The organism is Flavobacterium soyae, from assembly GCF_021245985.1.
GTDB lineage: Bacteria > Bacteroidota > Bacteroidia > Flavobacteriales > Flavobacteriaceae > Flavobacterium > Flavobacterium soyae.
Map to the genome: position 1 here is coordinate 188,045 of NZ_JAJQXA010000011.1, position 25,077 is coordinate 213,121.

Sequence of the window (25,077 nt, forward strand, 5' to 3'; positions counted from 1 at the left end):
TTTTTAACCCTCCAACCTCAAATAATTCCCATCAAAACTAATCACAACCTTTTCAAATTGTCCCAATACATCTTGCCCAATATTTCCAAAATTTACTTCACCATAAACGCCATAATCCTTTTGGTCAATTTCCATTTTTGGGAGTTGAATTAATTTTTTTCCAAGATATATTTGCTGGTCTTTTAAAACCAAAACTTCTGTAGAAACAACTTCTGCACCAGCGCCGGAGGATTTAGTCGTTTCTAAAGTACCCATACGGTCAAGGTCGGTTTTGAAGGTTTCGTAAAACGCCTTGTTGAAAAGGCTTTCTTTTGCTCCGCTGTCAAAATTAAACGGCAGGGTTTTGCCTTTATACTTCAGCATTACAATGGCTCTAAGTTCGTCTACAAATAAGTTTTTTTCGGTTGTATTGGCCTCTAATTCTTTAGAAAAGGTCAGTTTGTCTTTTTCAATCGTAATCGTTCCTAACTCTTTTACTATAGGAAAACCAATAATTCCGTTAATGACATAAGCGCCGTCTGCAAATGTAAAAGCCTTATCAGGATAAACTAAAAACACTGCATTATGAATTTTCAATTCGCCTAAATTAATTTCGGGTGCAGCACCTATACTAACTTTGTTTTTTTGTCCCGTAAAACTCGCCACAGAAATATTATTATCCGGCAGAATTTTAACTCCCATTTTCTTCGCCATACTTTCGGTAATGCAGCTAATTCCGGCTCCGGTATCAAAAACAAAACTGGACTGCATTCCATTTGCGGTAACTTCTGTTGTAATTAAACCTGCTTTGTCTTTTACCGCAGCAATTGAAATTTTCGAAAATTTATCGATTGTCTGCACACGCGTATTGCGTAAAGTCTGCCAGATTCGCTGTGTGTTTAATTCGTCCTGAAGTTCGTCTTTGTTATATTGTTTTTGAAATTTAAGGGTTAAAACTTTAGAAGCTGTATAAGCCAAATTGTAATTAAAGAGTTTTATATAGTTATCATTTTTCAGCTTCGCAAATTCGTAACTATTGGTCAGTTCGTTGTTTTTCAAACTGTCTAAATACATATTTGACAACTTGGGTTTATTGCAGACATTGGCATATAAGCCTTTATAGAAATAATAATCTTTACTTTTTACTTTATTGTTCAAACTATCCATTTTAGTAAACTGATGCTGTTTACTTAATTGTTTTAAACTGATGTCCGGGTTTGTTTGTCCAAAAGAAATTTGTCCTGTAAATAAAAGACAAAATAAAAGTTTTTTATAGTTCATTTGTCTGATTTTTTGAATGTTAAATATAGGGAATTTGTTTTGTTTCAGGTTTTATGTTTCAAGTTTTCACAGTATTGTCATTTCGACGGAGGAGAAATCGCACTTGTATATCGACAAAGATTGGCGCTTTTCTTTGCGGAGTTTCTAGTGCGATTTCTCGTTCCTCAAAATGACAAGATTGCGTTGGAATTTGGAATTTAAAAATTGGGATTTTTAATAAATGCCGCCAATCTTTGTAGAGTTTCTAGTGCGATTTCTCGTTCCTCGAAATGACAAGATTGCATTGAAATTTAGAATTTTTAATTGGGATTTTTAATAAAAAAAATCAGGTCTGGCATATTACTGCCATTCCTGATTTTCCTAATTGTAATTAACCATAAATCTTATTTATCTTCTTCCTCTAAAGCCTCCGCCGCCTCCAAAATTACCACCGCCTAAACGGCTTCCGTCTCTTTGGAAGTTTTGAAAATTTCGGGTTTGCGATTCTCCGCGATCTCTGGATAAAGCAGATCTATCCAGGTCGTTTGTTATGTCAGAATGGCCTGCTTCTCCAAGTGGTTTACTCGGCTGTCCAAGCGCTTGATCTGGTCTTGAAAGGTTATCACGCTGTGCGCCTTCACCTAAACGGTTTTCTCCACCAAGGTTTTGATTATCGCGCTGAACTCCTGCCCCATTTGCACCAAGTCCTTGGCTTGGTTTAGTATGTTCAACAGCTCCGCCAGATTTGCTTGTAGAACCCAGAGTACCAGCTTGTGACCAGCCTCCGTTTCCGTTATTGTAATGGCTCCAGTTTCCGTTAGCATCTTTTTTATACACATGCCCATCATGACCTGCATATACATTATTATTGGTATGAATTGTGGTTCCTCCGCCTCTGTGATGCGTAATTACACCTTCTTTTCCACCAGAAGTTTCATAACCAATTGCTGTTCCGCGTCGGGTAGTAACGTGACCGGTCTGCACCCATTGATTGCCATTTGTAGCTGCAGAATGTCCCCATTGCGCATACGCATTATGGCCTTGATTGGTTCTGGCATAATTTCCAGTCCAAGGGTTATAAGTACTTGCAGCAGTACGACCGCCATACCAGCCCTGAACACTTGCAGAACGTCCGTATCTTCCTGTTGCCGGATTATACCAAGCTGATGTTCCTGCAGCGCCGTAAGGCCCGTATACACTTCTTCCGGCCGCCCAGCCACCTGTCCACGGATTGTAAACAGCGCCTGCGCCATAACTGCAAGGCCACGGATGATAAACAGGATATAATCCTCCATAATAAACATAAGGTGGATAGTAATATCCTGTACCATACGTTAATATTGCACCCACAGTTGCGCCTACAATAAAAGCTCCAAAATAACCTGCTGTTGTACTGCTCTCTACAGTTGTATCGGTTGTAGTTTGTGTAACATATGTTACATTATACACAGGCGAAGTTGGCGGAATGGTGTAAATTTCTTTTGGTACAGAAGCAGCTGTTTCCCAAGGTCCGTTTGGACTTGTAGACATAAACCAAACTGCCTGAAAACATAAATAATACAAATCGCCCACTTTTATAACTTTGTCTTGTGTATTGCTTGCGTATTGCATTTTTGTACCTTCAATAGGTTTAAACTGCGGGGTTCCGTCATAAGTAACTTTTGCCTTTGCTTCGGCATCGGATTTCTTTATAATGGCAGTTGTAGGAACCTGCGCCAGCATTACTGCATCTTTGGCTTCCTGTGTTCCCGGTACAGATGACAGTACATTTGCACGAGGTGAATTTTTAGGGATTTTGGCAAAATCAGCAGGCAGGTTATTACCTGCATAAGTCCAAGGTCCTGTTAATTCTTTAGATTTAAACCATCTGCCTGATAATAGAACATAATATTGACCATCGGCTTCATTGGCAAAAACATCATTTTCGGTATTGTCGATGTATAACAATTTTGTCCCGTCTATTTTAACAAATTTAGGGTTTCCGTTTACTGCAATTAATTCTGCTGGTTTATTGCTGTAAAAAACCTGTGGTGCAGCACCAGATGACGGGGGCGGTATCATTTTTTTGACATCATCAAAATTTTGCCCAGATGGAAGATTACTTAAACCAGAAGGAAGTTTAGTAGTTTTTACCCAGTCTGAATCTATTTTTTTTGAAGTAAGCCAAACATTATCTGCCAGTAAATAGTAATCTTTTGCTGTTTTATCAAAAAACAGGTCCCAATTTGTATTTACTACATATTGCAAATCTGATTTTTCTACAGGTACCAAAACAGGTTCGCCCTGCACTATAACCAAAGCAGCCGGATTTGTGCTGTAAAAAATTGTTGGGGCATCATTTTTTGCCGCAATTCCTTTTGAAGGACTTTTGGTTTGGCTTAAATCTGCCATAATACGATCTACCGAAACTGGGTCGCCGCCTTTTGGCAGTGTTTCTTTAAACAATTTTTCCATTTGAGGAACTGCTTTTTCATCCAGGGAAGGAAATCGTACATCAGTTACTTCAATATTTCTAAAAAAAACGTTTCGGTTATCTTTATCTACCAGTGTTGAAGCTTTTAAAGAAGCTACTCCTAACACTTCTTTCCCGTCTTTTGGAGTTAAAGAAAAAGCCAGTCTGGCCGTAATTTCTTTATAATCATTCCAATCATCAACCTGAGGCTGATAATAAACCAGTTTTGTGCCGTTATTTTCTGCTTCCCTCGGCCAGCCGTTATCAATAAGTGTGTTAGCATCTGTCTGAGCAGTTTCAGAACCTAACTGATCAGAATTTTGATCTTTCTTACAAGAGAAAAAAATTGAACTAACACTGCATACAACTATTAGAAATGTTTTTTTCATAAATTAAAAATTTGATTACTATTTATTGAAAAATTTACTTTTTGTAGGATTCTCGTAAAAATTATAAGTCTAAATTAAGTTGACGGAAACTATAAACCTAAAAATCAAACATCTACTTGGTTTCATATTCTAAAATGAAACAAGATAATAAGCCGTTTTCTGTCTTAATTAAAATTAAAGAGCAAAACTGAATGCTTAATTTAATGCTACTAAAATTCGGAAAAAGAAAATCGCTAAAACAAATATAAATATTTTTCTTACAAATAAAAACGATATTGGAACAAAAAAAAGTATAATTCGTACAAAACATTATACTGTATTATTTTAAGAGGTTTCTAAAATCATTGTTATAAAATTATTTTATAATGGTTAAAAATTATTAATTTGATTAATAAACATCATCACCATAACTTTGTCTCATCAAAATCAAAGAAATGATTTGATAGTTTTAAAAAATAATTTATAAAAATAGAAATCATGAAATTTACAAGAAGAGCAAACGCAAACTGGAAAGGTACTGGAATGGAAGGAAAAGGAACCATTAGTACACAAAGCACAACACTAGATAATGCACAATTATCATTTAAAACCCGTTTTGACCAAGGTGTAGGAACAAACCCGGAAGAATTAATCGCAGCAGCACATTCTGGCTGTTTTACAATGCAGTTAAGCTTTTTATTATCTGAAGCCGGATTTGTTCCCGAAGATTTAGACACAACTGCAAAAGTAACTTTTGAAGATGGTACAATTACTTTAATTCAGTTAGAACTTAACGGAAAAGTTCCGGGGATTTCTGAAGAAGATTTTCAAAAAACAGCTCAAAAGGCAAAAGAAATCTGCCCGATTTCAAAATTATTAAACACCGAAATTACTTTAGCTGTAACATTAAGCTAATTAAATATCAAGAACTTTAGATAAATTCCAATATCTGAAATTCCAAATTCCAGGCCTCATCAAAATTTGGAATTTGGAATTTGGAATTTAAAATATTGGAATTTAATTTTTTAGGCAGACTTACTTACTGATTTCAAAAAATAAGGCGAATCGTTCCAGCGTATTTTTCGATAGGCAAAATCTTTTTTAAGCGAATCAGGAAGGCAGTTCCAAATGGCTTCGTTCATTTTTTCGAGTAATAATTTCTTCGAAAATGAATCTGAAACTACTAAACTGATTTCTCTTACCGGAATAGGCTCTTTAAAAGGTTTAAAAAGTCCCGATGCTGCTTCGTTTAAAATAGAAAGCTGCGGAATAATCGCAAATCCTAATTGTGCGCGGACCAGATTTTTTAAGGTTTCTATTGAACTGATATCGTACGTAAACTGTTCTTTTATTTTATCAGAAGCTTTTAGTCCGCAGATGTCCAATAACTGAGCGTTATAACAGAATTCATGATGAAGCAGTAACAATTCGGCTTTATCGGTTGGCTGAAGTTCGTAAAATTCTTCATTTGCCATTGGATGTAATTCATTTAAATATGCTACAAAAGGTTCTTTAAAAATAGGATGTTCAATTAAATTTGGGTTTCCGGCTGGCGTTGCCATAATAACAACGTCGAGCGTTCCGGTTTCTAAATCCTTCATTAATTGTCCGGTATTGGCTTCTCTTATAATGAATTTTACTTTTGGAGCGGCTTCTTTCATCGCTTTAATAAACAGCGGAATTAGATAAGGCGATAAAGTAGAAATAATGCCAAGCTTGAGCTCACCTTCTAAAAGATTTTTTTCATTCACTACAAAATCCCTAATTTCATCGGCTTCGCGAAGAATTTTTCTGGCTTTATTGATAATCTCCATTCCAGGAATTGTAGGTGTTAATGGTACTTTATTTCTATCGAAAATCTTGATCCCAATTTCTTCTTCGAGATTCTTTAACTGAATCGTAAGTCCGGGTTGTGTCACCATACAAGCTTCGGCTGCTCTAGCAAAATGGCGTTCTTCGTCTAAGGCTACTATATATTTTAACTGCTGAATAGTCATAATTATAATTTTATTTTATAAAGATACGTAAATATCAATTTACAGTTATAAAACAAAAATATAGCGATTCTGCAAAATTTTAAAACCGCAGATAAACCTTGTCAAAGTTCAAAACTTTAACAAAGTTGCTGCGAATAAAAAAATATTTACAAAATTTAACAATACATTTAAATCTAAATTGTAGCTTTTATCGTATATTTAATAAATGATATTTGCGGAATGGAGTAAATTCAAATGGTATTTGTTTTTGGAGCATGTTGAGTTTATCATTCTTAAAATATTGTTTTGTTCCACTTAAATGTTTTAACCAAAAAAAGCGATCCTAATAAGATCGCTTTTTCTTTTTTACTTCTCCCCTTCACTTTTTAACTGCAGAGCACGCTGTAAAAAGCTTTGATGCATTATTTTATTTTCGGCTTCATTAATGGCCTTAAGCAGATTATTCTGGTTATCGGCAATATCACTTAAGGCTTTTTTCATAACATCCCAAACGGGTTTCATTTGTTCGATTAGTTCCTGCCCTTTTGTGGTAAGCTGAATAAGTCTTTTACGTTCGTCGATTTTATCTTTTTTAGAACGAATCAGTTTTTGTTTTTCCAGTTCTTTTAATAAACTTATTGTTGATGGATGTGTATAACCAATTTCGTTAGCGATTTCAACTACACTTAAAACCTCTTTATAATGCAGGGTATAGATTACAGGGAACCATTTGGGTTCAAAATCAATCCCGTACGATTTATAAAATAAAGCGCCGTCTTTCCGTAATTGTTCACTCAATCGCTGCAATCGGGTCGAAATAGCCAAAATACCTGATTCGTCTATAATGTTCATCTTTATTTCTTTAAAGTTAAATGACAGAATATATTGTCTGGTGCCATTAACGGAAAGGCTTCTGGAAGCTTTTCTTTTTCGATTCGCACAAAATCATTTTTTTCATAAAAACGCAATGCTGCTTCTAATATTGAAACGGTTCCCAAATATAAATCATTGATTCCGTTTTCTTTGCAATATGCGGTTAAAGTCTCTAATAATTTCTGCGCGATCGAAAACTCTTTTCCGCGAAATTCTTTCTTTACAAACATTTTTCTTATCGCCGCTTCAGTATCAGAAAATTTTACCAAAGCAATCGTTCCCACTAATTCATCATTTATGAAAGCTCCCCAAAAACCTCCGCCCGTGGCATAATAAAAATTATTGATATTAAACAAATCAGGCTGGTCTTCAATAGTTATGGGTACATTAAATTCTTTTTGCTGAATGTTTAATATTAAATCGACAATGGTGTTTGAATATTGGTTTTCTACAGGTTTAATTTTTGGCTCCATGATATTTAAATTTTTGCTTCACAAAACTACGTAGTTAAATACATAAATAAAAATATTTCTTCATTTTTATGATTTAATTTAATATTTTTGTTTATAATGCAGCTAAGATGGTAAGGCATTAAGTTTTATTTATAAAACTGCTATTTGTTTCACGCAGATTTAGCAGATTCTTTATGGGTAAATTTGTGTGAAACAAAAAAATTGTGTCTTTGTAGATTTTAAATAACTGGAAAACTTAAATTACCATATATAACTTATATGATTTCATAAATATGGAAAGAAATCGAAAAGACGAATTCATATAGAAGTCATATTAAAAATAGAGAAATTAAGATTTAATCTTCTGTAACAAACTCCCCTTTTTCGATTACTACCTGATTTCCCCAGCTGGTAATCGCTTCGAGTGCCGGAATAAAAGTTTTTCCAAAATCTGTCATTTCATAAATTACTTTAATCGGTGGTTTTTCTCCATAGACTTTTCGGGTTACTAAACCGTCTTTTTCAAGCTGCTTTAGCTGTAAGCTCAAAGTCATTTCGGTCACTAACGGGATTTCTTTCCGCAATTCGCTGAATCGTTTTTCATTGTCTTTTAAATGATACAAAATTACGGCTTTCCATTTTCCTCCAATTAAATCCATTGCCAGACTTACTGTACACGGATAACTTCTTCCGTCAACTTTTACATAATTTCCTGTACATTCATTTCCTTTTGCCATCGTTTATTTTTTTATACCTATCCTATTTGATAGTTATTGCAAAACTAATTAACTATAAATAATTTTGCAACTATAATTTTTATAGTATTAATAATAAACATTTTAAAGATGCAAAATTCAATTCACTGGCCAGAGGAATACCTTCCGGGAACGACTGATAATTATTGTTCAAATGAAGTTATTGCGGCGGGATTAACCACAAACGAAATTTGGCCGTATTTAAGCAATCCTTTTGCCTGGCCTAAATATTACAATAACTCAGCAGATATCGAATTTATTAATAAAGAAGATAAAGTGCTTTACGACAACGCCCGCTTTCGGTTTAAAACTTTTGGTTTTCCTGTAGAAGCACAGATTACGGAATTTACTGCACCAAAATCAGGGCAGCCGGCGCGAATAGCATGGCACGGCTGGGCCGGAAGTGATTTAGAAACAAAAATAAATGTTATTCATGCATGGCTTATTGAAGATTTGCCCGGAGGAAGAGTACGTATATTAACTCAGGAATCGCAAATTGGAAAACCAGCCATAGAATTAGCAAACACTAAACCAAATCCAATGATCAACGGACATCAGGATTGGCTGGATGGTCTGGTTAAAGCGGCTAAAGAGAAAATGATAGTTTGATAATTCGGGCTAAATCTGAGTATAATATCATAACTTACATTGGCAGGAATTGTTCTTTTTTTATCAAAACAGGAATTATTCCGGGCATAATTTCATCGGTTTTTGTGTTTTTTAATGAAAGTTAATATCCTTTTTATATCGAATTATTTTTTCCATCACTTCGGTTATATCACAAACAATAATTTCTATCAGAAATAAAAAATCTATAAGCCTCTTCTGTTTTTGTAAGAGGCTTATTTCATTTTTTTTTGTACTATATCGATTTCTTAAAATTATTCTAAAATATACTGATTATTTAATTTTAAATTATTTGTAATTAATCTAAATAAACATAGATTTGCAGCATAAAATCAAAATAATTACCAGCCATGAAATTTATTTATTTATTTTTTCTTCTTGCCTTTTTAAATTTAGGTCAGGCGCAAAATGCTAAAATTACCGGAAAAATAACTTCCGAAAGTAACGAAGCTGTTTCTTATGCTTCAATCTCTATCAAAAATCCTAAAAAGAGTGCTGCCTCTGACGATAAAGGAAATTTTGAAATCAATAATCTAACACCAGGAAATTATACTATTTATTTTTCGGCAATGGGGTTTTCTGTTCAGGAAAAAACAGTTGAATTGCATGAAAATGAAAACCTTGACCTTTCTATAGTTTTACAAGAAAACATTAATACCTTACAGACTGTAGAAATTACGGGAAGAAAAGAGAAATCGTATAAAAACACGAAATCTTTTATTGGTGCCAAAACAGAAATTGCTTTAAAAGATCTTCCTCAGGCTGTGTCGTATGCCACAAAAGAGTTAATCGCAGACCAGGGTTCTATTCGGGTAGGCGAAGTTGTAAAAAACTTCAGCGGTGTGAGTCAGTTTACTTTTTATGATGATATTTCGATAAGAGGTTTTAGAATTAATGGAGGAAGTAATACACAGCTGCTTAACGGAATGAGGACTTCTACAGGGTTTTGGAAACAACCTCTTGCAAACTATTTAGAGCGTGTTGAGGTTTTAAAAGGGCCTTCATCTGCTTTATTTGGAAATGCTTCACCTGGCGGGGTTTTAAACAGAGTTACTAAAAAACCTCTTGATCAGGCTGCTAACAGCATAAGTTTTTCAACTGGAAGTTTTAATACTTTAAGGGCTTTAGCCGATTTTACAGGACCGCTAACAGAAGATAAATCACTTTTATACCGTTTGAATTTAGGTTATGAAAACGCTAATTCTTTTAGAGATTTACAATTCGACAAAAATATTGTCATTGCTCCTTCCCTTTCGTTTCTTCCAAATGATAAAACAAGTGTAAACTTCGACTTGATTTATACAGGTTCGAAAAGTAACTTAGACCGCGGGCAGTCGACTTATGAAAATAATTTATATTCGACAAAAATTTCTAATTCATTAAACTCAACAAATGATTATTTAAATGAAGAAACATATATTGTTACAACTTCATTGAATCATCAGTTTACAGATCGTTTCTCGTTTTCTGCTTCATACATTCGTACAGGTTATACAGAAGATCTTTTGGAACATCGAGGGGCTAATAAATATGCTTCTGCCGGAGACGGATCAACAATTCCGACGGCAATTGAAATGCAGGTTTTTCAACGCAAACGCAAACGTTATATTGATAATCTTTCTGCTTTCTTTAAATATCAGGCAAAAACAGGGGCTTTAGACCACAATTTAATTGCCGGTTATGATTATGCACAAGAACATGTTCCGCCTGGAGGTTCTCAATTGCAGGCAACGGGATATAGAAATGCAGCTAATAACGGATCAATTGCAACGTATGACCCGACAAAAAAGAATCTATATTTATTAGATTCAAAAGGAAATCCGGTTCCAAATGTGGCGCATTTTGATTTAACAAACCCAATGGCTTCACAGCAGTTAAAAGATATGAGCAAATATTTTTATGTTGCTCGTCCGTTTGACCCGACTTATTATTCTTTATATGGAATCTACCTTCAGGATCATATTAAATTTGGTGCTTTTCAGGCTTTAATCGGAGTTCGTTACGACGAATATACTGATAAGGAAAACTACAAAAAAGCCACTGAAAAGAAAGTAAAACAGCATTCGTTTCTTCCTCGTTTTGGATTGACTTATACACTTAATCCGAACATTAATTTATACGGAACTTACGTAAAAGGATATAATCCACAGACAGCATCATCTTTATCAAATCCAAATGCGGGAGGTCCGTTTGATCCGTTAGAAAGTAATATGGTAGAATTTGGAGGAAAATCTTCTTGGTTTAAAGAAAAACTTTTTGTGACTGTAGCTTTATTTAAAATTCAGCAGAAAAACACTTTATATCCGGCCAACGATCCAACAAATCCAGATTTAATGAGATCAATTGGTGAAGAAGAATCAAAAGGTATTGAAATTGATGTAAACGGAAGCATCACACGTAACTGGAGTATTTCTGCAGCTTATTCATACAACGAAGCGGCAATTACAGAAAGTCCTACAGCCACTGAAATTGGAAGACAAAAACCTAATACTCCAAAACAACAAGGAAATGTTTGGACACGTTATAACTTTACAGACGGTGCTTTGAAAGATTTTGGTCTTGCTTTTGGGAGCAATTTCGTAACTACCCGTAACTTAAGCCAGACTGTAACACAGACAATTCCGGGTTATACTTTGTTTAACGCTGCTTTGTATTACAGCATTAATAAATTTAAAATTCAGCTGAATGCTAACAACATAACCAACAAAACGTATTGGGTTGGAGGTTACGATTATATTCGTTTGTTTCCTGGTGCGCCTTCGAACTGGCTGCTAACGCTAGGATATTCGTTTTAATAAATGCTTTATTTATATTTTGAAAACACTTTTGAAATTACCTATTTAATATGAATAAAACGTTTAAGAAAAATATTGGCTTATTACACCTTTGGCTCGGACTTGCATCCGGGCTAATTGTTTTTATTGCCGCACTTACCGGAAGTATTCTTGTTTTTGAAGATGAAATCGACGAATTTGTAAATCCTGAATTCTATAAGGTTTCGGAAATTGGAACAAAAAAAATGATGGTTGATTTTTATATTAAAAATATTCAGCAAAAATATTCAATCAAAAAATTAGATCGTGTCCAGACTTTTGATGATCCTGAAAGAACGGTAATTATTACCGGAACTGATATGGATAAGAAAGATCAGATTTTTTCTGTTGATCCTTACACTGGAGAAGTTTTGGGTAAAATGCCTGAAAAAAGCAGATTCTTTTCGGTGGTTTTAGATTTACACCGTCATTTAATGTTAGGCGATGTTGGAAAATTTATCATTGGCTGCAGCTGTCTGATCTTCGCATTTATGCTGATTTCAGGAATCATTTTATGGTGGCCGAAGAAAATGAAAAACCTAAAACAACGATTAACCGTAAAATGGAGTGCTTCATTTAAAAGGGTCAATTGGGATTTTCACTCGACTTTTGGATTCTATGCTTTTCTTTTTCTTCTCATAATCTCCTTAACGGGTTTAACATGGTCTTTTAAATGGTTTGAAAGTACGATTTATTTATTGGCGGATGGAACCACAAAGAAACCTTCGGCCAAAGTAGAAAATCCAACGAAAATTGATCCTAATCTCGATAAAACTTATTTCTATCAAACCCTGTTTTCTAAAACAGACAGTATTTACAAATATAAAGGTGATACGCAGATTAGAATTCCATCTGATACGATAAACAGTATTATGGTTATCAAATTAAACCTCGAAAAATCGATACCAAATATTTCAAGTATAGTCTATTTTGATAAATATACCGGTGAAATCCTGAAAACCAGGCCTTACGAAAAATTAAGCAATGGTGATAAAGTAAGACGCTTAATTTTTCCAATTCATACCGGAAGTATTTACGGTTATCCAACAAAAGCTCTGGCTTTTTTGGTTTGTATTTTTGCAGCGACACTGCCAGTTACCGGTTTTTTAATTTGGCTTGGAAGAAAAAAAAACAAAAAAACAACCATAATTCATTACTAACATAACTAATACTATTTCAGTTTCTTATAGTAGAAATAGTTAATTATATTTGGCTAAAAAATTTTATTTTTTGAAAAAATGACAAACTTGATTGTCATTTTAAACGTTTGCAGCAAAGAAGTTAAATTAAAAAGATTCGGCGTGGATAGATTAAGCATTCAAAGATTAAAAAAATCACTAGCTTACCTTGAAAGTAAACAGCGTGAGCTGAAAAAACATAATAACAGTGATACAAGAAGCATTGAATCGCTGATAAAGTATTTAAAAAAAGATATGCTTGAACAATTTAATTTAACTAATTATGATATCTATATTAAAGAAGAGATTATAGATACTGAAATTTTTATTCGCAGTGTTAAAAATATAATAGACGAACATTCTGCTTAAATAGCACAAAGCATCCAGCAGTTTCGTAAATACCAGTTTTACCTGAGTAAAATTTCTTGATTAAAGCTCAAAAAAAATAAACTGTCAGCAGCTTACACAATCCTTAATAATAAGGTAACGAGTATATAGCTGCTGACAGTTTATTTTTGTTTTTACTGTAATTCAATCAATTAGTTTGTAAATACTTTTTCTTGACAGGCAAAAATCTGATAAAAAACTTGTTTTTGTTTGTAAGTTTTTATCTACCTTTATTATATTCTTTTCCGAAAAGATTACTTCAAACTAAAAATTACAAGTTAAGCCGTTTGTTTTTTCACTTTATTTTACACGAAAAAACCTTATAAAATTAACCTTACACGCCTTCGTTAAAATGCAATTTCATGACAAGAAAAACCTGTTTTATGACAAATTTTTCCTTGTTAAGCCTATAGAGATCTAATTTTAAACTTGAATTAAACCACAAAAAATTTAGTGATTTAATTTAAAAATGCAGGGGATTTGCTTTAACAAAAATATATCCTGTATAAAAATCAGGTATAAACACCTGTTTTAAAAATAGTTACATAAAGTAATTTAGCGTCGTATTAAAAAAATTGTCAGAGTTTTTAACCAGACCCGACAAATCATTAATAATTCAAAAAAACTAACATTAACCTATTAAATTAAAAAATTATGGAAGAGTACTTAGGAGTAATCAAAATTTTTGCTGGAAATTTTGCGCCAAGAGGTTTTATGCTTTGTCAAGGACAAATATTGTCTATTGCCCAAAACACTGCTTTATTTTCAATTTTAGGAACCACATATGGTGGAAATGGTACAACTACATTTGCCTTACCTAACTTACAAGGTATCGTACCAATTGGACAAGGAAACAGCCCACAAGGCGGCAGCTATGTTCTAGGCGAAACAGCTGGTACTCCAAATGTGAGCCTGTTAACTTCTAATTTACCTGCCCACGTACACGCAGGGCCTGGTACAATTGGTGTAAGCGGTGCAGATTCAACATTATCTGTTCCGGTAGATGGTGCTTCAATTTCAACACCCGGGTCATCAGTAGCAAGAGCTTTTGCTCCTACATTAGGTTTTACAACGGCAACTCCAAGTGTAAATTTAGCGAGTACTATTACTACAGGTCCAACTGGCGGTAATATTCCAATATCTGTAATGCAGCCTTATTTAGCAATAAACTATATTATTTGCGTTTCAGGTCTTTTCCCATCAAGAAATTAATATTCAAACTTAGATCATTCTTTTAATTTATATGACCATTGCGGTATTTCGCTAAAATCATATATCAATTGAATTTCTGAGTAATCTTTGATACTGTACATAGATACAAGACAATAAGGATTTGTTATGTAAGACTCTGCAGTTTTTAACTCTATGTCTTCATATATCTTAACTTCAGTAAAAAGGCATACATCAGGATGATCGGCAAAATTTTCCGGCAGAATATAAAAACTACTTTCAATTATTGAATTTGGATTTTCTCTGCTGAAATGTTCTTTGTTTATTGTAAATAATCTATCAACAAATACATTATGTGAATAGGGCTGCAATTGTTTGCGGCCCTTTCCTTCATATACAGCTTTTTTAAGGTAAGGTTCAAAATCAAAAAAACTAAAAGCAAGATCGATCTTTATTTCTTCTGGAATAAATAAGGAATGGGATGATAACTGCTGCATAATATTTTTTGTAATAGCGACTTGCGGCTCTCGGGTTAATGCATAATGCATAGTTTCAGAAATGGCAAGATCGATACTAAAATCTTCCGGCTTTATATAAGTTGTGGCATCTGCTTCTACTAGTTGCATTTTATAATCTTCCAGATTAAAAATTGACAAAAGATTTTGGACAGATTTAATGGATGAATTATTAATATCTATTAAAACAGCATTAATCCTCTCTTTATTAAATAATGGAAGTAAAGGCAGAATTAAAGTTGCATAAGGCCCACAGCCGGCATATAGTACATTAATACTTCTCTCCGGAAAATCTGCACATAATTTAATCAAAGCTTTGTAGACACCTTTAATAAAAAAAACAGTACGCAGATAATCATCAACACAGTCTGCAGCCCCTGAACTTGATAAGGCAACACCACCTTTAATAGAAATTTCATTGCTTTCAGAATGTTTGAACTTTGTATTTTCATTATAAAAATCTGAAAGTTTTTGAGCACTTTTTATATGCTCATTAACCGTATTTGCCTCAATGATAGATTTAACAATAATCGTAAGTTCTTCTTTATACATGTTTTATAACTTCTAAGAATGTGTTTTTTGAAGTTAGAAATATAAGTTAAAAATATAATGCCACAATGTTAACAGATAAAATTTAATATCGTAATTATGAAAAAACTCTACTTATTATTAATTCTGCTATTTTTTGCGATACAGCATATTAATTCGCAGACAACTGACACATTTGAAAGTTATACTGCGGGGGTTTCAACTTTTACAAATGGAACCAAAACATTTAATCTAACGAGCACTTTTATCAGCTTTACTGTTTTTCAACTAGCAGGCCAAGGTTATAATAGCTCAAATAAGTTCATTCAAGTTGCTGACGACAATGTAACTGGTGGTATGGGGCAGACTGGAACTATCACAGATGCCACTGGAAGCTTTAAGGTTAGCAGCTTATGGGTATATGTTTCAGGTAATTCTGGGCTGAACCCTGGAGTCAGTTTTAATGGAGCTCCTGGGTCCGTGACTTTTACAGGAAAACTCGCTGGAGTTACAAAATATACTATAGTAAAAAATACTACTGGAGCCGATATAGGAAATGCAGCCCCTAACAAAGGATTTTTTAATGTAAATTTTGCCACTGATGGAAGTGCTGATTACACTAATATAATAATAGATCAACTTGATATTCAACTAAGTAGTAATTATGATTATTTTGCGGTTGATAATTTTGCGTTCTCAAACGGAGCGGTTGCACCTACTGTAACTTCTACTGCAGCTTCAGCCGTCAAATCGGTTTCGGCAACACTTGGAGGTAATGTAACTGCTGATGGCGGAGATGCTTCTATAGAAAGAGGTATCGTATGGGCTACAACAGCAAATCCAACTACGGCAAATAACAAAGTTCAAATTGGAACTGGTACAGGAACGTTTAGTAATGCAGTAACAGGACTTCCTGCTGCAACAACTATTCATTTTAGGGCTTATGCCATAAACAGCGGAGGAACAAGTTACGGAAGTGATTTAACTTTTACCACTGGAGCTGCATTAACTGCTCCTGCACTTTCAAAAACAGACGTAAGCTGTAATGGAGGCAGTAATGGTACTGCTACAGTTACCCCTTCTGGAGGAACAACTCCTTATACTTATTTATGGTCTAATAGTGCTACAACTGCAACTGCAACTGGTCTAATAGCAGGAAGCTATAGTGTAACGGTTACAGATGCTGAATCAACACAAATAACAAGAAATGTTATAATAAACCAGCCAACAGTGCTTAATGGTACAGCTTCAGTAACTTCTGTTTCATGTTTTGGAGGTTCAAATGGTACTGCAACTGCCACTCCAACTGGAGGAACTCCGTCATATACCTATCTATGGTCAAATGGCGCTACAACTGCAACTGCAACTGGTCTTACAGCTGGAACCTATAGTGTTACAATTACTGATGCTAACTCCTGCCAAAAAGTAATAACCGGTATAGTCGTAGGCGGACCAGCCGCAGTATTAAGTGCAACACCTTCTACAACAGGCGTTATTTGTTTTGGAGGATCTAATGGAACTGCTACAATTACACCGTCTGGAGGCACATCTCCTTATACTTATTTATGGTCTAATGGTGCAGCAACACAAACGGCCTCTGGACTTACTGCAGGTACTTATAGCGCAACTATTACAGACAATAACTCTTGTACTTTAACTGTAAATAATATCACAGTTCTTGGACCGCCTTCTGCAATGGCTGCAACAACTGCTGCAACTCCAGTTTCTTGTTTTGGAGGTTCAAATGGTACTGCAACCGTTACTGCTTCTGGAGGTACAGGCCCTTATACATATGTATGGACTCCATCTGGAAAAACCACTGCTATTGCTACTGGTCTTACAGCTGGAACTTATAGTGTTACAATTACCGATAGTAATACATGTACTTATACTGTAAATAATATTATAGTAGGCAGCCCTGCTGCTGCATTGAGCGGTACACCGTCTTCAACTCCGGTTTCATGTTTTGGCGGAGCTAATGGTACTGCTACAATTACAGCTGCCGGGGGAACATCTCCTTATACTTATTTATGGTCTAATGGTGCTGCAACTGCGACCGCTACTGGTCTTACTGCTGGAACTTATAGTGTTACAATTACTGACAATAACTCATGTATTGCAACGATAAATAGTATCGTAGTAGGCAGTCCGGCTGCTGTATTGAGCGGGACACCGTCTTCAACTCCGGTTTCGTGTTTTGGAGGAACTAACGGTACTGCTACAATTACAGCTGCTGGGGGTACAGGTCCATACACTTACTTATGGTCTAATGGTGCTGCAACCGCTACTGCCACAGGTCTTACCGCTGGAACTTATAGTGTTACAATTACTGACAATAACACATGTACTGCAACTATAAATAGTATCGTAGTAGGCAGCCCTGCTGCTGCACTTACAGCTACTGCGGGTGGGTCTACAAACGTTTCATGTAATGGAGGGTCTAATGGTACTGCAACCGTAAATGTTACAGGAGGAACAGCCGCATATACTTATTCCTGGGCGCCTTCTGGAGGAACTGCTGCAACCGCAACTGGACTGGCTGCTGGAACTTATATTGTTACTGTTACTGACGCTAATTCATGTCAAACAACTCAAAGCTTTACTATTACTGAACCTGCTGCTCTTACTGCAAGTTTTGGTTCTCAAACAAATGTTTCTTGCAACGGAGGAACTAATGGATCTGCAACTGTAAATGTTACAGGAGGAACCAGTGCTTATACCTATTCATGGTCACCATCAGGAGGAACTGCTGCAACAGCAACTGGATTAAGCGCAGGAACTTATACTGTTACTATAACCGATGCTAATTCATGTCAAGCTACACAAAGTTTTACTATTACTGAACCTTCAGCTTTAGCAGCATCACCAGTCGCACAAACTAATGTAGCCTGCTTTGGTGGTACAACAGGATCTGCGACTGTAACTGCATCTGGAGGAACAGGAGGATATACTTATTCCTGGGCTCCTTCTGGAGGAACTGCCGCCACTGCTGCAGGATTAGGAGCGGGAACCTATATTGTTACAGTTACCGATGCTAACTTATGCCAAACTACTCAAAGTTTTACAATTACTGAACCTGCAGCGTCACTTACAGCAAGTTTTGGTTCTCAAACAAATGTTTCTTGCAACGGAGGAGCTAATGGATCTGCAACTGTTAATGTTACTGGAGGAACAGGTGCTTACATATATTCTTGGGCGCCTTCTGGAGGAACAAGTGCGACTGCTTCTGGACTGGCTGCAGGTACTTACACTGTTACAGTAACAGATGCAAATTCATGTCAAACCACACAAAGCTTTACTATTACTGAACCTGCTGTCTTAGCAGCCACACCATCTCAAACGAATGTTTTATGTAATGGAGCTTCAACGGGATCTGCAAGTGTTGCAGTAACTGGAGGAACGGGTGCTTATACCTATTCATGGTCACCATCAGGAGGAACTGCTGCAACCGCAACTGGTCTTGCTGCAGGGACTTATACTGTTACAATAACCGATGCAAATTCATGTCAGGCTACACAAAATTTTACTATTACTGAACCTTCTGCTTTAACAGCATCACCAGTCGCACAAACTAATGTAGCCTGCTTTGGCGGGAACACTGGATCGGCGACTGTAACTGCATCTGGAGGAACAGGAGGATATACCTATTCTTGGGCACCTGCTGGAGGCACTGCCGCTACAGCTGCGGGATTAGTAGCTGGGACTTATACTGTTACAGTTACTGATTCTAACTTATGTCAAACTACTCAAAATTTTACAATTACTGAGCCTGCCGCTGCTCTTACAGCTACTGCGGGTGGATCTACAAACGTTTCATGTAACGGAGGAGCTAATGGATCAGCAACTGTTAATGTTTCAGGAGGAACTGGAGGATATACTTATTCCTGGGCACCTTCTGGAGGAACTGCTGCAACAGCTTTTGGACTGGCTGCAGGAACTTATACTGTTACTGTTACTGACACTAATTCATGTCAAACAACTCAAAGCTTTACTATTACTGAACCTGCTGCTCTTACTGCAAGTTTTGGTTCTCAAACAAATGTTTCTTGCAACGGAGGAACTAATGGATCTGCAACTGTAAATGTTACAGGAGGAACAGGTGCTTACACATATTCTTGGGCGCCTTCTGGAGGAACTGCTGCAACAGCTTCCGGATTACCTGCGGGAACTTATACTGTTACCGTTATAGATGCCAATTTGTGTCAGACTACACAAAGCTTTACTATTACAGAACCTGCTGTACTATCTGCTGTACCATCACAAACCAATGTTCTTTGTAATGGAGATGCGACTGGTACAGCTACAGTAAATGTATCTGGAGGCACATCCGGATATACATATTTATGGTCTCCTTCTGGAGGAACTGCGGCAACAGCTATTGGATTATCAATAGGAAATTATAGCTGTCTTATTACTGATGCTAATGGATGTACTATTACAGAAAACTTTACGATCACGCAGCCATCAGCTTTATTAGCTACACAAAATCAAATAAATGCAACCTGTTCAACAAGTGGGGAGGCTTCTGTAAGTGTCAGCGGTGGTACAGCTCCATATTCTTATTTATGGTCACCATCTGGTGCTGCAACTGCAACTGCAACTGGTTTAACTGCCGGAGCTAATAGTGTTGTAATTACAGATGCTAATGGTTGTACAATAACCAGAAACTTTACAATTACTACAACAAATAGCTTAGCAGCAATTACTTCACAAACTGATGTATCATGTTTTGGTGCTAATACAGGATCTGCCTCTGTAGTTCCAAGTGGAGCACCTGGACCTTTCACTTACGTATGGACACCATCTGGCGGAAATGCTGATACAGCAACTAATCTTACAGCTGGTAATTATTCTGTAACGATTACATCTTCTAATGGCTGTTCTATTGTAAAAAACTTTACTATTACAGAACCAACTGAAATTATAGTAACTCCAAATCCACAAATAAATGTTTCTTGTAATGGAGGAGCAAATGGATCTGCAGGTGTTACTGTTACAGGAGGAACCGGAGCTTATATTTACTCTTGGGCTCCTTCTGGAGGAACAGCAGCAACAGCAAATGGTCTTGCTGCAGGAACCTATACTGTAACAATACAAGATTTTAACTTATGTACAAAAACACAAAGTTTTACTATATCTGAACCAGCAATTCTTTCTGCATCAACATCACAAACAGATGTTTCCTGTAATGGAGGAGCTAACGGAACGGCAACGGTAAATGTAACTGGAGGAACTGGAGCATATACATACTCTTGGGCTCCTGCAGGAGGAACTGCTGCAACTGCAACTGGATTAAGCGCAGGAACTTACACTGCTACAATTACAGATGCTAATTCATGTCAGACAACCGCAGCTGTTACAATTACAGAACCGGCTATTCTTGCTGCAACAGCATCTCAAACTGATGTTACTTGTAATGGATTAAATAACGGAACTGCTACAGTAATTCCAACTGGAGGTACTGTACCATATACTTATTCTTGGGCTCCTGCCGGAGGAACAGCAGCTACTGCTTCTGGATTAAGTCCTGGAACTTATACAGCAACAATTACAGATGCTAACGGATGTACTACTACTCAATCTGTTACAATTACTGAACCTTCTGTACTTGCTGTAACTCCATCTCATATTGATGTTTCTTGTAATGGAGGAGCTAACGGATCTGCAACGGTAAATGTTACAGGCGGAACCGGAGCTTATACTTATTCTTGGGCGCCATCTGGAGGAACAGCTGCAACAGCAACTGGATTAAGCGCAGGAACTTATACTGCTACAATTACTGATGCTAATGGTTGTTCTACTACAGAAACTATTACTATTACACAGCCTGCTGCCCTTTCTGTAACTTCATCTAAAACAGATGTTTCTTGTAATGGAGGGGCTAACGGAACGGCAGCTGTAAATGTAACCGGAGGAACCGGAGCTTATACTTACTCTTGGGCGCCAGCCGGAGGAACTGCTGCAACAGCAACTGGATTAAGCGCAGGAACTTATACCGTAACTATAACAGATGCAAATGCATGCCAAACAACACAAAGTTTTACTATTACTGAACCAACAATCCTTACCGCAACTATATCTAAAACAGATGTTTCCTGCAACGGAGGAACTAACGGAACCGCAGCTGTAACAACAGCTGGAGGAACTGCACCATATACTTATTCTTGGGCACCAGCCGGAGGAACGGCAGCTACTGCTTCTGGATTAAGTGCAGGAACTTATGCTGCTACAATTACAGATGCTAACGGATGTACTACAACGCAATCTGTTACTATAACTGAACCAGCAATTCTTGCAGCAACAATATCTAAAACAGATGTTTCTTGTAATGCAGGAGTTAACGGAACTGCAACGGTAACTGCAGCTGGAGGTACAGCACCATATACTTATTCTTGGTCCCCTTCTGGAGGAACAGCTGCAACAGCTGCAGGATTAAGCGCAGGAACTTACACTGCAACTATTACGGATGCTAACGGTTGTACTACAACGCAATCTGTTACAATTACTGAGCCTTCTGTCCTTTCTGTAACTTCATCTAAAATAGATGTTTCTTGTAATGGAGAAGCTAATGGATCTGCAGCTGTAAATGTAACCGGAGGAACCGGAGCTTATACTTACTCTTGGGTGCCATCTGGAGGAACAGCTGCAACAGCAACTGGATTAAGCGCAGGAACTTATACTGCAACTATTACAGACGCTAACGGTTGTATCGCAACTGAGTCTATCGTAATTACTGAACCAATTGTTCTTACTGCAACGTCTACTAGTACAGATGTTTCATGCAATGGAGGGGCTAACGGAACTGGGACAGTAATTGCTGCAGGAGGAACTGCACCTTATACTTATGCATGGTCACCTTCTGGAGGATCTGCTGCAACTGCTGCAGGATTAAGCGCAGGAGAATATTTTGTAACAGTTACAGATGCTAATGGTTGTACAACAGTAGAATCGATTTCAATTACAGAACCAAATGCTCTTGCGGCAACAATATCTAAAACTGATGTTTCTTGTAACGGAGGAACTAACGGAACTGCAACGGTAACTGTAACCGGAGGAACTGGAGCTTATACTTATTCTTGGACCCCTTCTGGAGGAACAGCTGCAACAGCAACTGGATTAAGTGCAGGAACTTATACTGTAACTATTACAGACGCCAATGGTTGTACTGCAGCACAATCTGTAGCTATTATTACAACTCCAGACGTAACGGCGCCAGTACCAACTGTAGCTAATCTTCCAGAAATTACTAACTATTGTTCAGTATTAGCAGCAGAAATCGCTATTCCAACTGCTACAGATAATTGTGCCGGAATTCTAAATGGAACTACAACTGACCCTTTAAGCTACAATGCTGCAGGAACTTATGTAATTACATGGAAATACGATGACGGAAATGGAAACATTACAACACAGCCGCAAACTATAAAAGTAATTGCTTCTCCATTGAATGCAGTAACTTTTAGCAACGCTCAATTTACGTATGATGGAAATGCTCATGCACTGCAGGTTGCGAATCTTCCAACAGGAGCAACTGTTACATATTCTGCAAATAATACGTCAACAAATGCTGGTACTTATGTAGTTACTGCTACGATAACACCATCTGCTAGTGCGCCAAATTGTACGGTTGTAACTCTTACGGCAAATCTTGTTATTAATAAAGCTGCACAGCAAATTACATTTGGTGCAATTCCGGTTAAAACACTTGGAGCAAATAATACTTTTAATTTAACAGCGGCTTCAAATTCAAATTTAGCTGTTACTTACACATCAACATACAATACACCGCTGGCTCCTGCTACAGTTTCTGCTGCTGGTGAAGTAAATATGTTAAGATCTGGTGAAGTATTAATTACTGCTCATCAGGCTGGAGATAACAATTATCTTCCTGCTGCCGATGTTTCACAATTGTTAGTTATCTTAAATAACAATATCGATGTTAAGAGAATCACTATAGGAACAAAAGCTTTTGAAAACCCTGGAAAAACAATTTTTTATGTTCTGCCATGCGGAGAAACAAATCCAACTGTTTCTGTCTTAAATGAATCGGGTGCAGTTATAACTCCTTCTGCTAATTTTACAATTCAAACTCCTAAACCGGGAATTTACAATCAGAATGTAACAATTACATCACAAGACGGAAGTTTATCTGCAACATACACTATCATAATCGTGAAACCATTTAATTTCTTTGACATTGTTAAACAGAAATTTAATAACGTACTTCTTGTAAATAACAATCCGCAGACAAATGGCGGTTATGAGTTTGTTTCTTACGAATGGTTCAAAAACGAACAGCTAATAGGAACCGGTCAGTATTATTCTGCAGGAAACAGCATTACTTCGTTATTAGACCCAACGGCAGATTATAGTGTAAAAATGACAACTAAAGATGGAAAAGTACTGTATGCATGTGCTTCTAAAATTACATTGACAAATACTCTGCAGGCAAAACTTTATCCTAACCCAATTGAAATTGGAAAAGTAATTACTGTCGAAGCAGATTTCCCTGCAGAAGAATTAGAGAAAATGCAAATTAGTCTTTACACAGTTACCGGCCAATTGGTAAAAACTGTACAATCATCTACAGCTAAAACCGAAATACAATTACCTCAAACAACTGAGAGCAATATGTACATGGTAGTTCTTGAAACACCAAATATCAAAAAATCTTTCAAGGTAATTGTAAAATAAATAAACCCTGCCAGTACTAGATAAAAATAGTACTGGCATAATATAATAACTTAAGATGAAAAAAAATATTAACAGCTATATCACATCGATTGCCATTTTTACGGCATTTCTCGCAGCGTCTTTAAATAGTTATAGCCAGGATAAAAAACAAGAATTCTCGATTTCTTTAGGAGGGCCTTTTTCCTATATCGATTCAAATTCAGCAGGAAAAACAGTACCCGGAAACGGTGTAAGCGCAGGTTTTCGTTATTCTTATTATTTAAATGAAGGATTAAGCATCGGAATTGGAGTTGAATATCAAACCTACAGTTCTGATTTAAAATTCAATTCCTTAGGAGGATCATATGCAGCTACTGACGCTGAAAATGAAAATTTCCAGTTTAGATACAGAGCTGCTAATTTAAGAGAAGAACAAAAAATGGATTATATTAATGTTCCAATCACAATACAATTTGAAACTCCGGGTACATCAAAATTTTATATTGCGGCCGGTGGTAAAATTGGTTTCGCTTCAGGCGGAAGTTATCAAACGACTATTCAAAATGTAACAACGAGCGGTTATTATCCACAATACAATGCAGAATTGTTCTCACCAGCCTTTGCAGGTTTTGCAAGCACTGATAATTTAGTCACAAACAAACACGACCTTGATACCAAAGTTTCATATTCAGCAACTTTTGAAACAGGTTTGAAACAAGTTATCGGAAACAGAAATTCAATATACATTGGTGTTTATTTTGATTACGGTTTAAATAATATCTACGATAAAAGCGGAGATAAACATCTTGTACAATACAATCCTGAGCTGCCTGTAGAATTAGGATACAACAGCATATTTGATACAAATTTGAGCAGTAATGTCAGACTTGTTTCATATGGTCTTAAATTAAGATTTGCACTGCGATAATTGCTTTTGACCAATTAAAAAAAGAGGCTGTCTCAAAAGGACAGCTTCTTTTTTTTGGTAAAAACAAGATTGTCCACTAAAAACATTAATTCAGGTTTTTCGGATTCCACTTTCAAGATAATTTTTTATTTCTTGCTGATTTT

General features: G+C 36.2%; 15 protein-coding genes. 8 read left to right on the plus strand and 7 right to left on the minus strand.

What is annotated here, in order from left to right; translation table 11 throughout:
* Positions 1 to 3: 3 nt before the first annotated feature.
* Positions 4 to 1,260, minus strand: coding sequence for a retropepsin-like aspartic protease (locus LUU93_RS15295; RefSeq protein WP_232682037.1), 1,257 nt, complete (start codon positions 1,258 to 1,260; stop codon positions 4 to 6).
* Positions 1,261 to 1,647: 387 nt separating this feature from the next.
* Complete coding sequence (locus LUU93_RS15300; RefSeq protein ID WP_232682038.1) at positions 1,648 to 4,080, minus strand: dermokine domain-containing protein; 2,433 nt, start codon at positions 4,078 to 4,080, stop codon at positions 1,648 to 1,650.
* Between the two features lie 477 nt (positions 4,081 to 4,557).
* Here LUU93_RS15300 and LUU93_RS15305 point away from each other — a divergent pair, with 477 nt between their 5' ends.
* A complete protein-coding gene (locus LUU93_RS15305; RefSeq protein WP_232682039.1) occupies positions 4,558 to 4,974 on the plus strand; it encodes an OsmC family protein in 417 nt (138 codons plus the stop codon).
* Positions 4,975 to 5,084: 110 nt separating this feature from the next.
* Here LUU93_RS15305 and LUU93_RS15310 read toward each other — a convergent pair whose 3' ends face one another.
* The 4 genes from LUU93_RS15310 to LUU93_RS15325 form a co-directional block, all read right to left on the minus strand.
* On the minus strand, positions 5,085 to 6,056 hold the full coding sequence (locus tag LUU93_RS15310) for a hydrogen peroxide-inducible genes activator (RefSeq protein WP_232682040.1): 972 nt from the start codon (positions 6,054 to 6,056) through the stop codon (positions 5,085 to 5,087).
* A gap of 345 nt (positions 6,057 to 6,401) precedes the next feature.
* Positions 6,402 to 6,887, minus strand: coding sequence for a MarR family winged helix-turn-helix transcriptional regulator (locus tag LUU93_RS15315; RefSeq protein ID WP_232682041.1), 486 nt, complete (start codon positions 6,885 to 6,887; stop codon positions 6,402 to 6,404).
* 2 nt (positions 6,888 to 6,889) lie between these two features.
* Positions 6,890 to 7,381 carry a GNAT family N-acetyltransferase gene (locus LUU93_RS15320; RefSeq protein WP_232682042.1) on the minus strand — a complete coding sequence of 164 codons (492 nt, stop codon included), beginning with the start codon at positions 7,379 to 7,381 and terminating at the stop codon, positions 6,890 to 6,892.
* 335 nt (positions 7,382 to 7,716) lie between these two features.
* Entirely contained in the window at positions 7,717 to 8,097 is a 381-nt protein-coding gene (locus LUU93_RS15325) for a winged helix-turn-helix transcriptional regulator (protein WP_232682043.1), read from the minus strand.
* Between the two features lie 108 nt (positions 8,098 to 8,205).
* On the opposite strand from LUU93_RS15325, the gene LUU93_RS15330 reads away from it, so the two are divergent.
* The 5 genes from LUU93_RS15330 (at position 8,206) to LUU93_RS15350 (ending at position 14,332) form a co-directional block, all read left to right on the plus strand.
* The gene (locus LUU93_RS15330) at positions 8,206 to 8,724 is read left to right on the plus strand and encodes an SRPBCC family protein (RefSeq protein WP_232682044.1); all 519 of its coding nucleotides are present in this window, start codon (positions 8,206 to 8,208) and stop codon (positions 8,722 to 8,724) included.
* A 368-nt stretch (positions 8,725 to 9,092) separates the two neighbouring features.
* Positions 9,093 to 11,537 (plus strand): TonB-dependent receptor, encoded by a 2,445-nt coding sequence (locus LUU93_RS15335; RefSeq protein WP_232682045.1) that lies wholly within the window; start codon positions 9,093 to 9,095, stop codon positions 11,535 to 11,537.
* A 50-nt stretch (positions 11,538 to 11,587) separates the two neighbouring features.
* On the plus strand, positions 11,588 to 12,715 hold the full coding sequence (locus LUU93_RS15340; RefSeq protein ID WP_232682046.1) for a PepSY-associated TM helix domain-containing protein: 1,128 nt from the start codon (positions 11,588 to 11,590) through the stop codon (positions 12,713 to 12,715).
* A 78-nt stretch (positions 12,716 to 12,793) separates the two neighbouring features.
* Entirely contained in the window at positions 12,794 to 13,102 is a 309-nt protein-coding gene (locus LUU93_RS15345) for a hypothetical protein (RefSeq protein ID WP_232682047.1), read from the plus strand.
* 672 nt (positions 13,103 to 13,774) lie between these two features.
* Positions 13,775 to 14,332 (plus strand): phage tail protein, encoded by a 558-nt coding sequence (locus LUU93_RS15350; protein WP_232682048.1) that lies wholly within the window; start codon positions 13,775 to 13,777, stop codon positions 14,330 to 14,332.
* Between the two features lie 14 nt (positions 14,333 to 14,346).
* On the opposite strand, the gene LUU93_RS15355 is transcribed toward LUU93_RS15350, so the two are convergent.
* Entirely contained in the window at positions 14,347 to 15,357 is a 1,011-nt protein-coding gene (locus LUU93_RS15355; protein WP_232682049.1) for an SAM-dependent methyltransferase, read from the minus strand.
* Between the two features lie 96 nt (positions 15,358 to 15,453).
* On the opposite strand from LUU93_RS15355, the gene LUU93_RS15360 reads away from it, so the two are divergent.
* Entirely contained in the window at positions 15,454 to 24,027 is an 8,574-nt protein-coding gene (locus LUU93_RS15360) for a T9SS type A sorting domain-containing protein (protein WP_232682050.1), read from the plus strand.
* Between the two features lie 55 nt (positions 24,028 to 24,082).
* On the plus strand, positions 24,083 to 24,934 hold the full coding sequence (locus LUU93_RS15365; RefSeq protein ID WP_232682051.1) for an outer membrane beta-barrel protein: 852 nt from the start codon (positions 24,083 to 24,085) through the stop codon (positions 24,932 to 24,934).
* The last annotated feature ends 143 nt before the right edge of the window (positions 24,935 to 25,077 follow it).

What these genes read in the sequence shown, in the direction of transcription:
- LUU93_RS15295 (WP_232682037.1), bottom strand. Translation starts at nt 1,260, where the DNA reads ATGAACTATAAAAAACTTTTATTTTGTCTTTTATTTACAGGACAAATT.
- LUU93_RS15300 (WP_232682038.1), bottom strand. Translation starts at nt 4,080, where the DNA reads ATGAAAAAAACATTTCTAATAGTTGTATGCAGTGTTAGTTCAATTTTT.
- LUU93_RS15305 (WP_232682039.1), top strand. Translation starts at nt 4,558, where the DNA reads ATGAAATTTACAAGAAGAGCAAACGCAAACTGGAAAGGTACTGGAATG.
- LUU93_RS15310 (WP_232682040.1), bottom strand. Translation starts at nt 6,056, where the DNA reads ATGACTATTCAGCAGTTAAAATATATAGTAGCCTTAGACGAAGAACGC.
- LUU93_RS15315 (WP_232682041.1), bottom strand. Translation starts at nt 6,887, where the DNA reads ATGAACATTATAGACGAATCAGGTATTTTGGCTATTTCGACCCGATTG.
- LUU93_RS15320 (WP_232682042.1), bottom strand. Translation starts at nt 7,381, where the DNA reads ATGGAGCCAAAAATTAAACCTGTAGAAAACCAATATTCAAACACCATT.
- LUU93_RS15325 (WP_232682043.1), bottom strand. Translation starts at nt 8,097, where the DNA reads ATGGCAAAAGGAAATGAATGTACAGGAAATTATGTAAAAGTTGACGGA.
- LUU93_RS15330 (WP_232682044.1), top strand. Translation starts at nt 8,206, where the DNA reads ATGCAAAATTCAATTCACTGGCCAGAGGAATACCTTCCGGGAACGACT.
- LUU93_RS15335 (WP_232682045.1), top strand. Translation starts at nt 9,093, where the DNA reads ATGAAATTTATTTATTTATTTTTTCTTCTTGCCTTTTTAAATTTAGGT.
- LUU93_RS15340 (WP_232682046.1), top strand. Translation starts at nt 11,588, where the DNA reads ATGAATAAAACGTTTAAGAAAAATATTGGCTTATTACACCTTTGGCTC.
- LUU93_RS15345 (WP_232682047.1), top strand. Translation starts at nt 12,794, where the DNA reads ATGACAAACTTGATTGTCATTTTAAACGTTTGCAGCAAAGAAGTTAAA.
- LUU93_RS15350 (WP_232682048.1), top strand. Translation starts at nt 13,775, where the DNA reads ATGGAAGAGTACTTAGGAGTAATCAAAATTTTTGCTGGAAATTTTGCG.
- LUU93_RS15355 (WP_232682049.1), bottom strand. Translation starts at nt 15,357, where the DNA reads ATGTATAAAGAAGAACTTACGATTATTGTTAAATCTATCATTGAGGCA.
- LUU93_RS15360 (WP_232682050.1), top strand. Translation starts at nt 15,454, where the DNA reads ATGAAAAAACTCTACTTATTATTAATTCTGCTATTTTTTGCGATACAG.
- LUU93_RS15365 (WP_232682051.1), top strand. Translation starts at nt 24,083, where the DNA reads ATGAAAAAAAATATTAACAGCTATATCACATCGATTGCCATTTTTACG.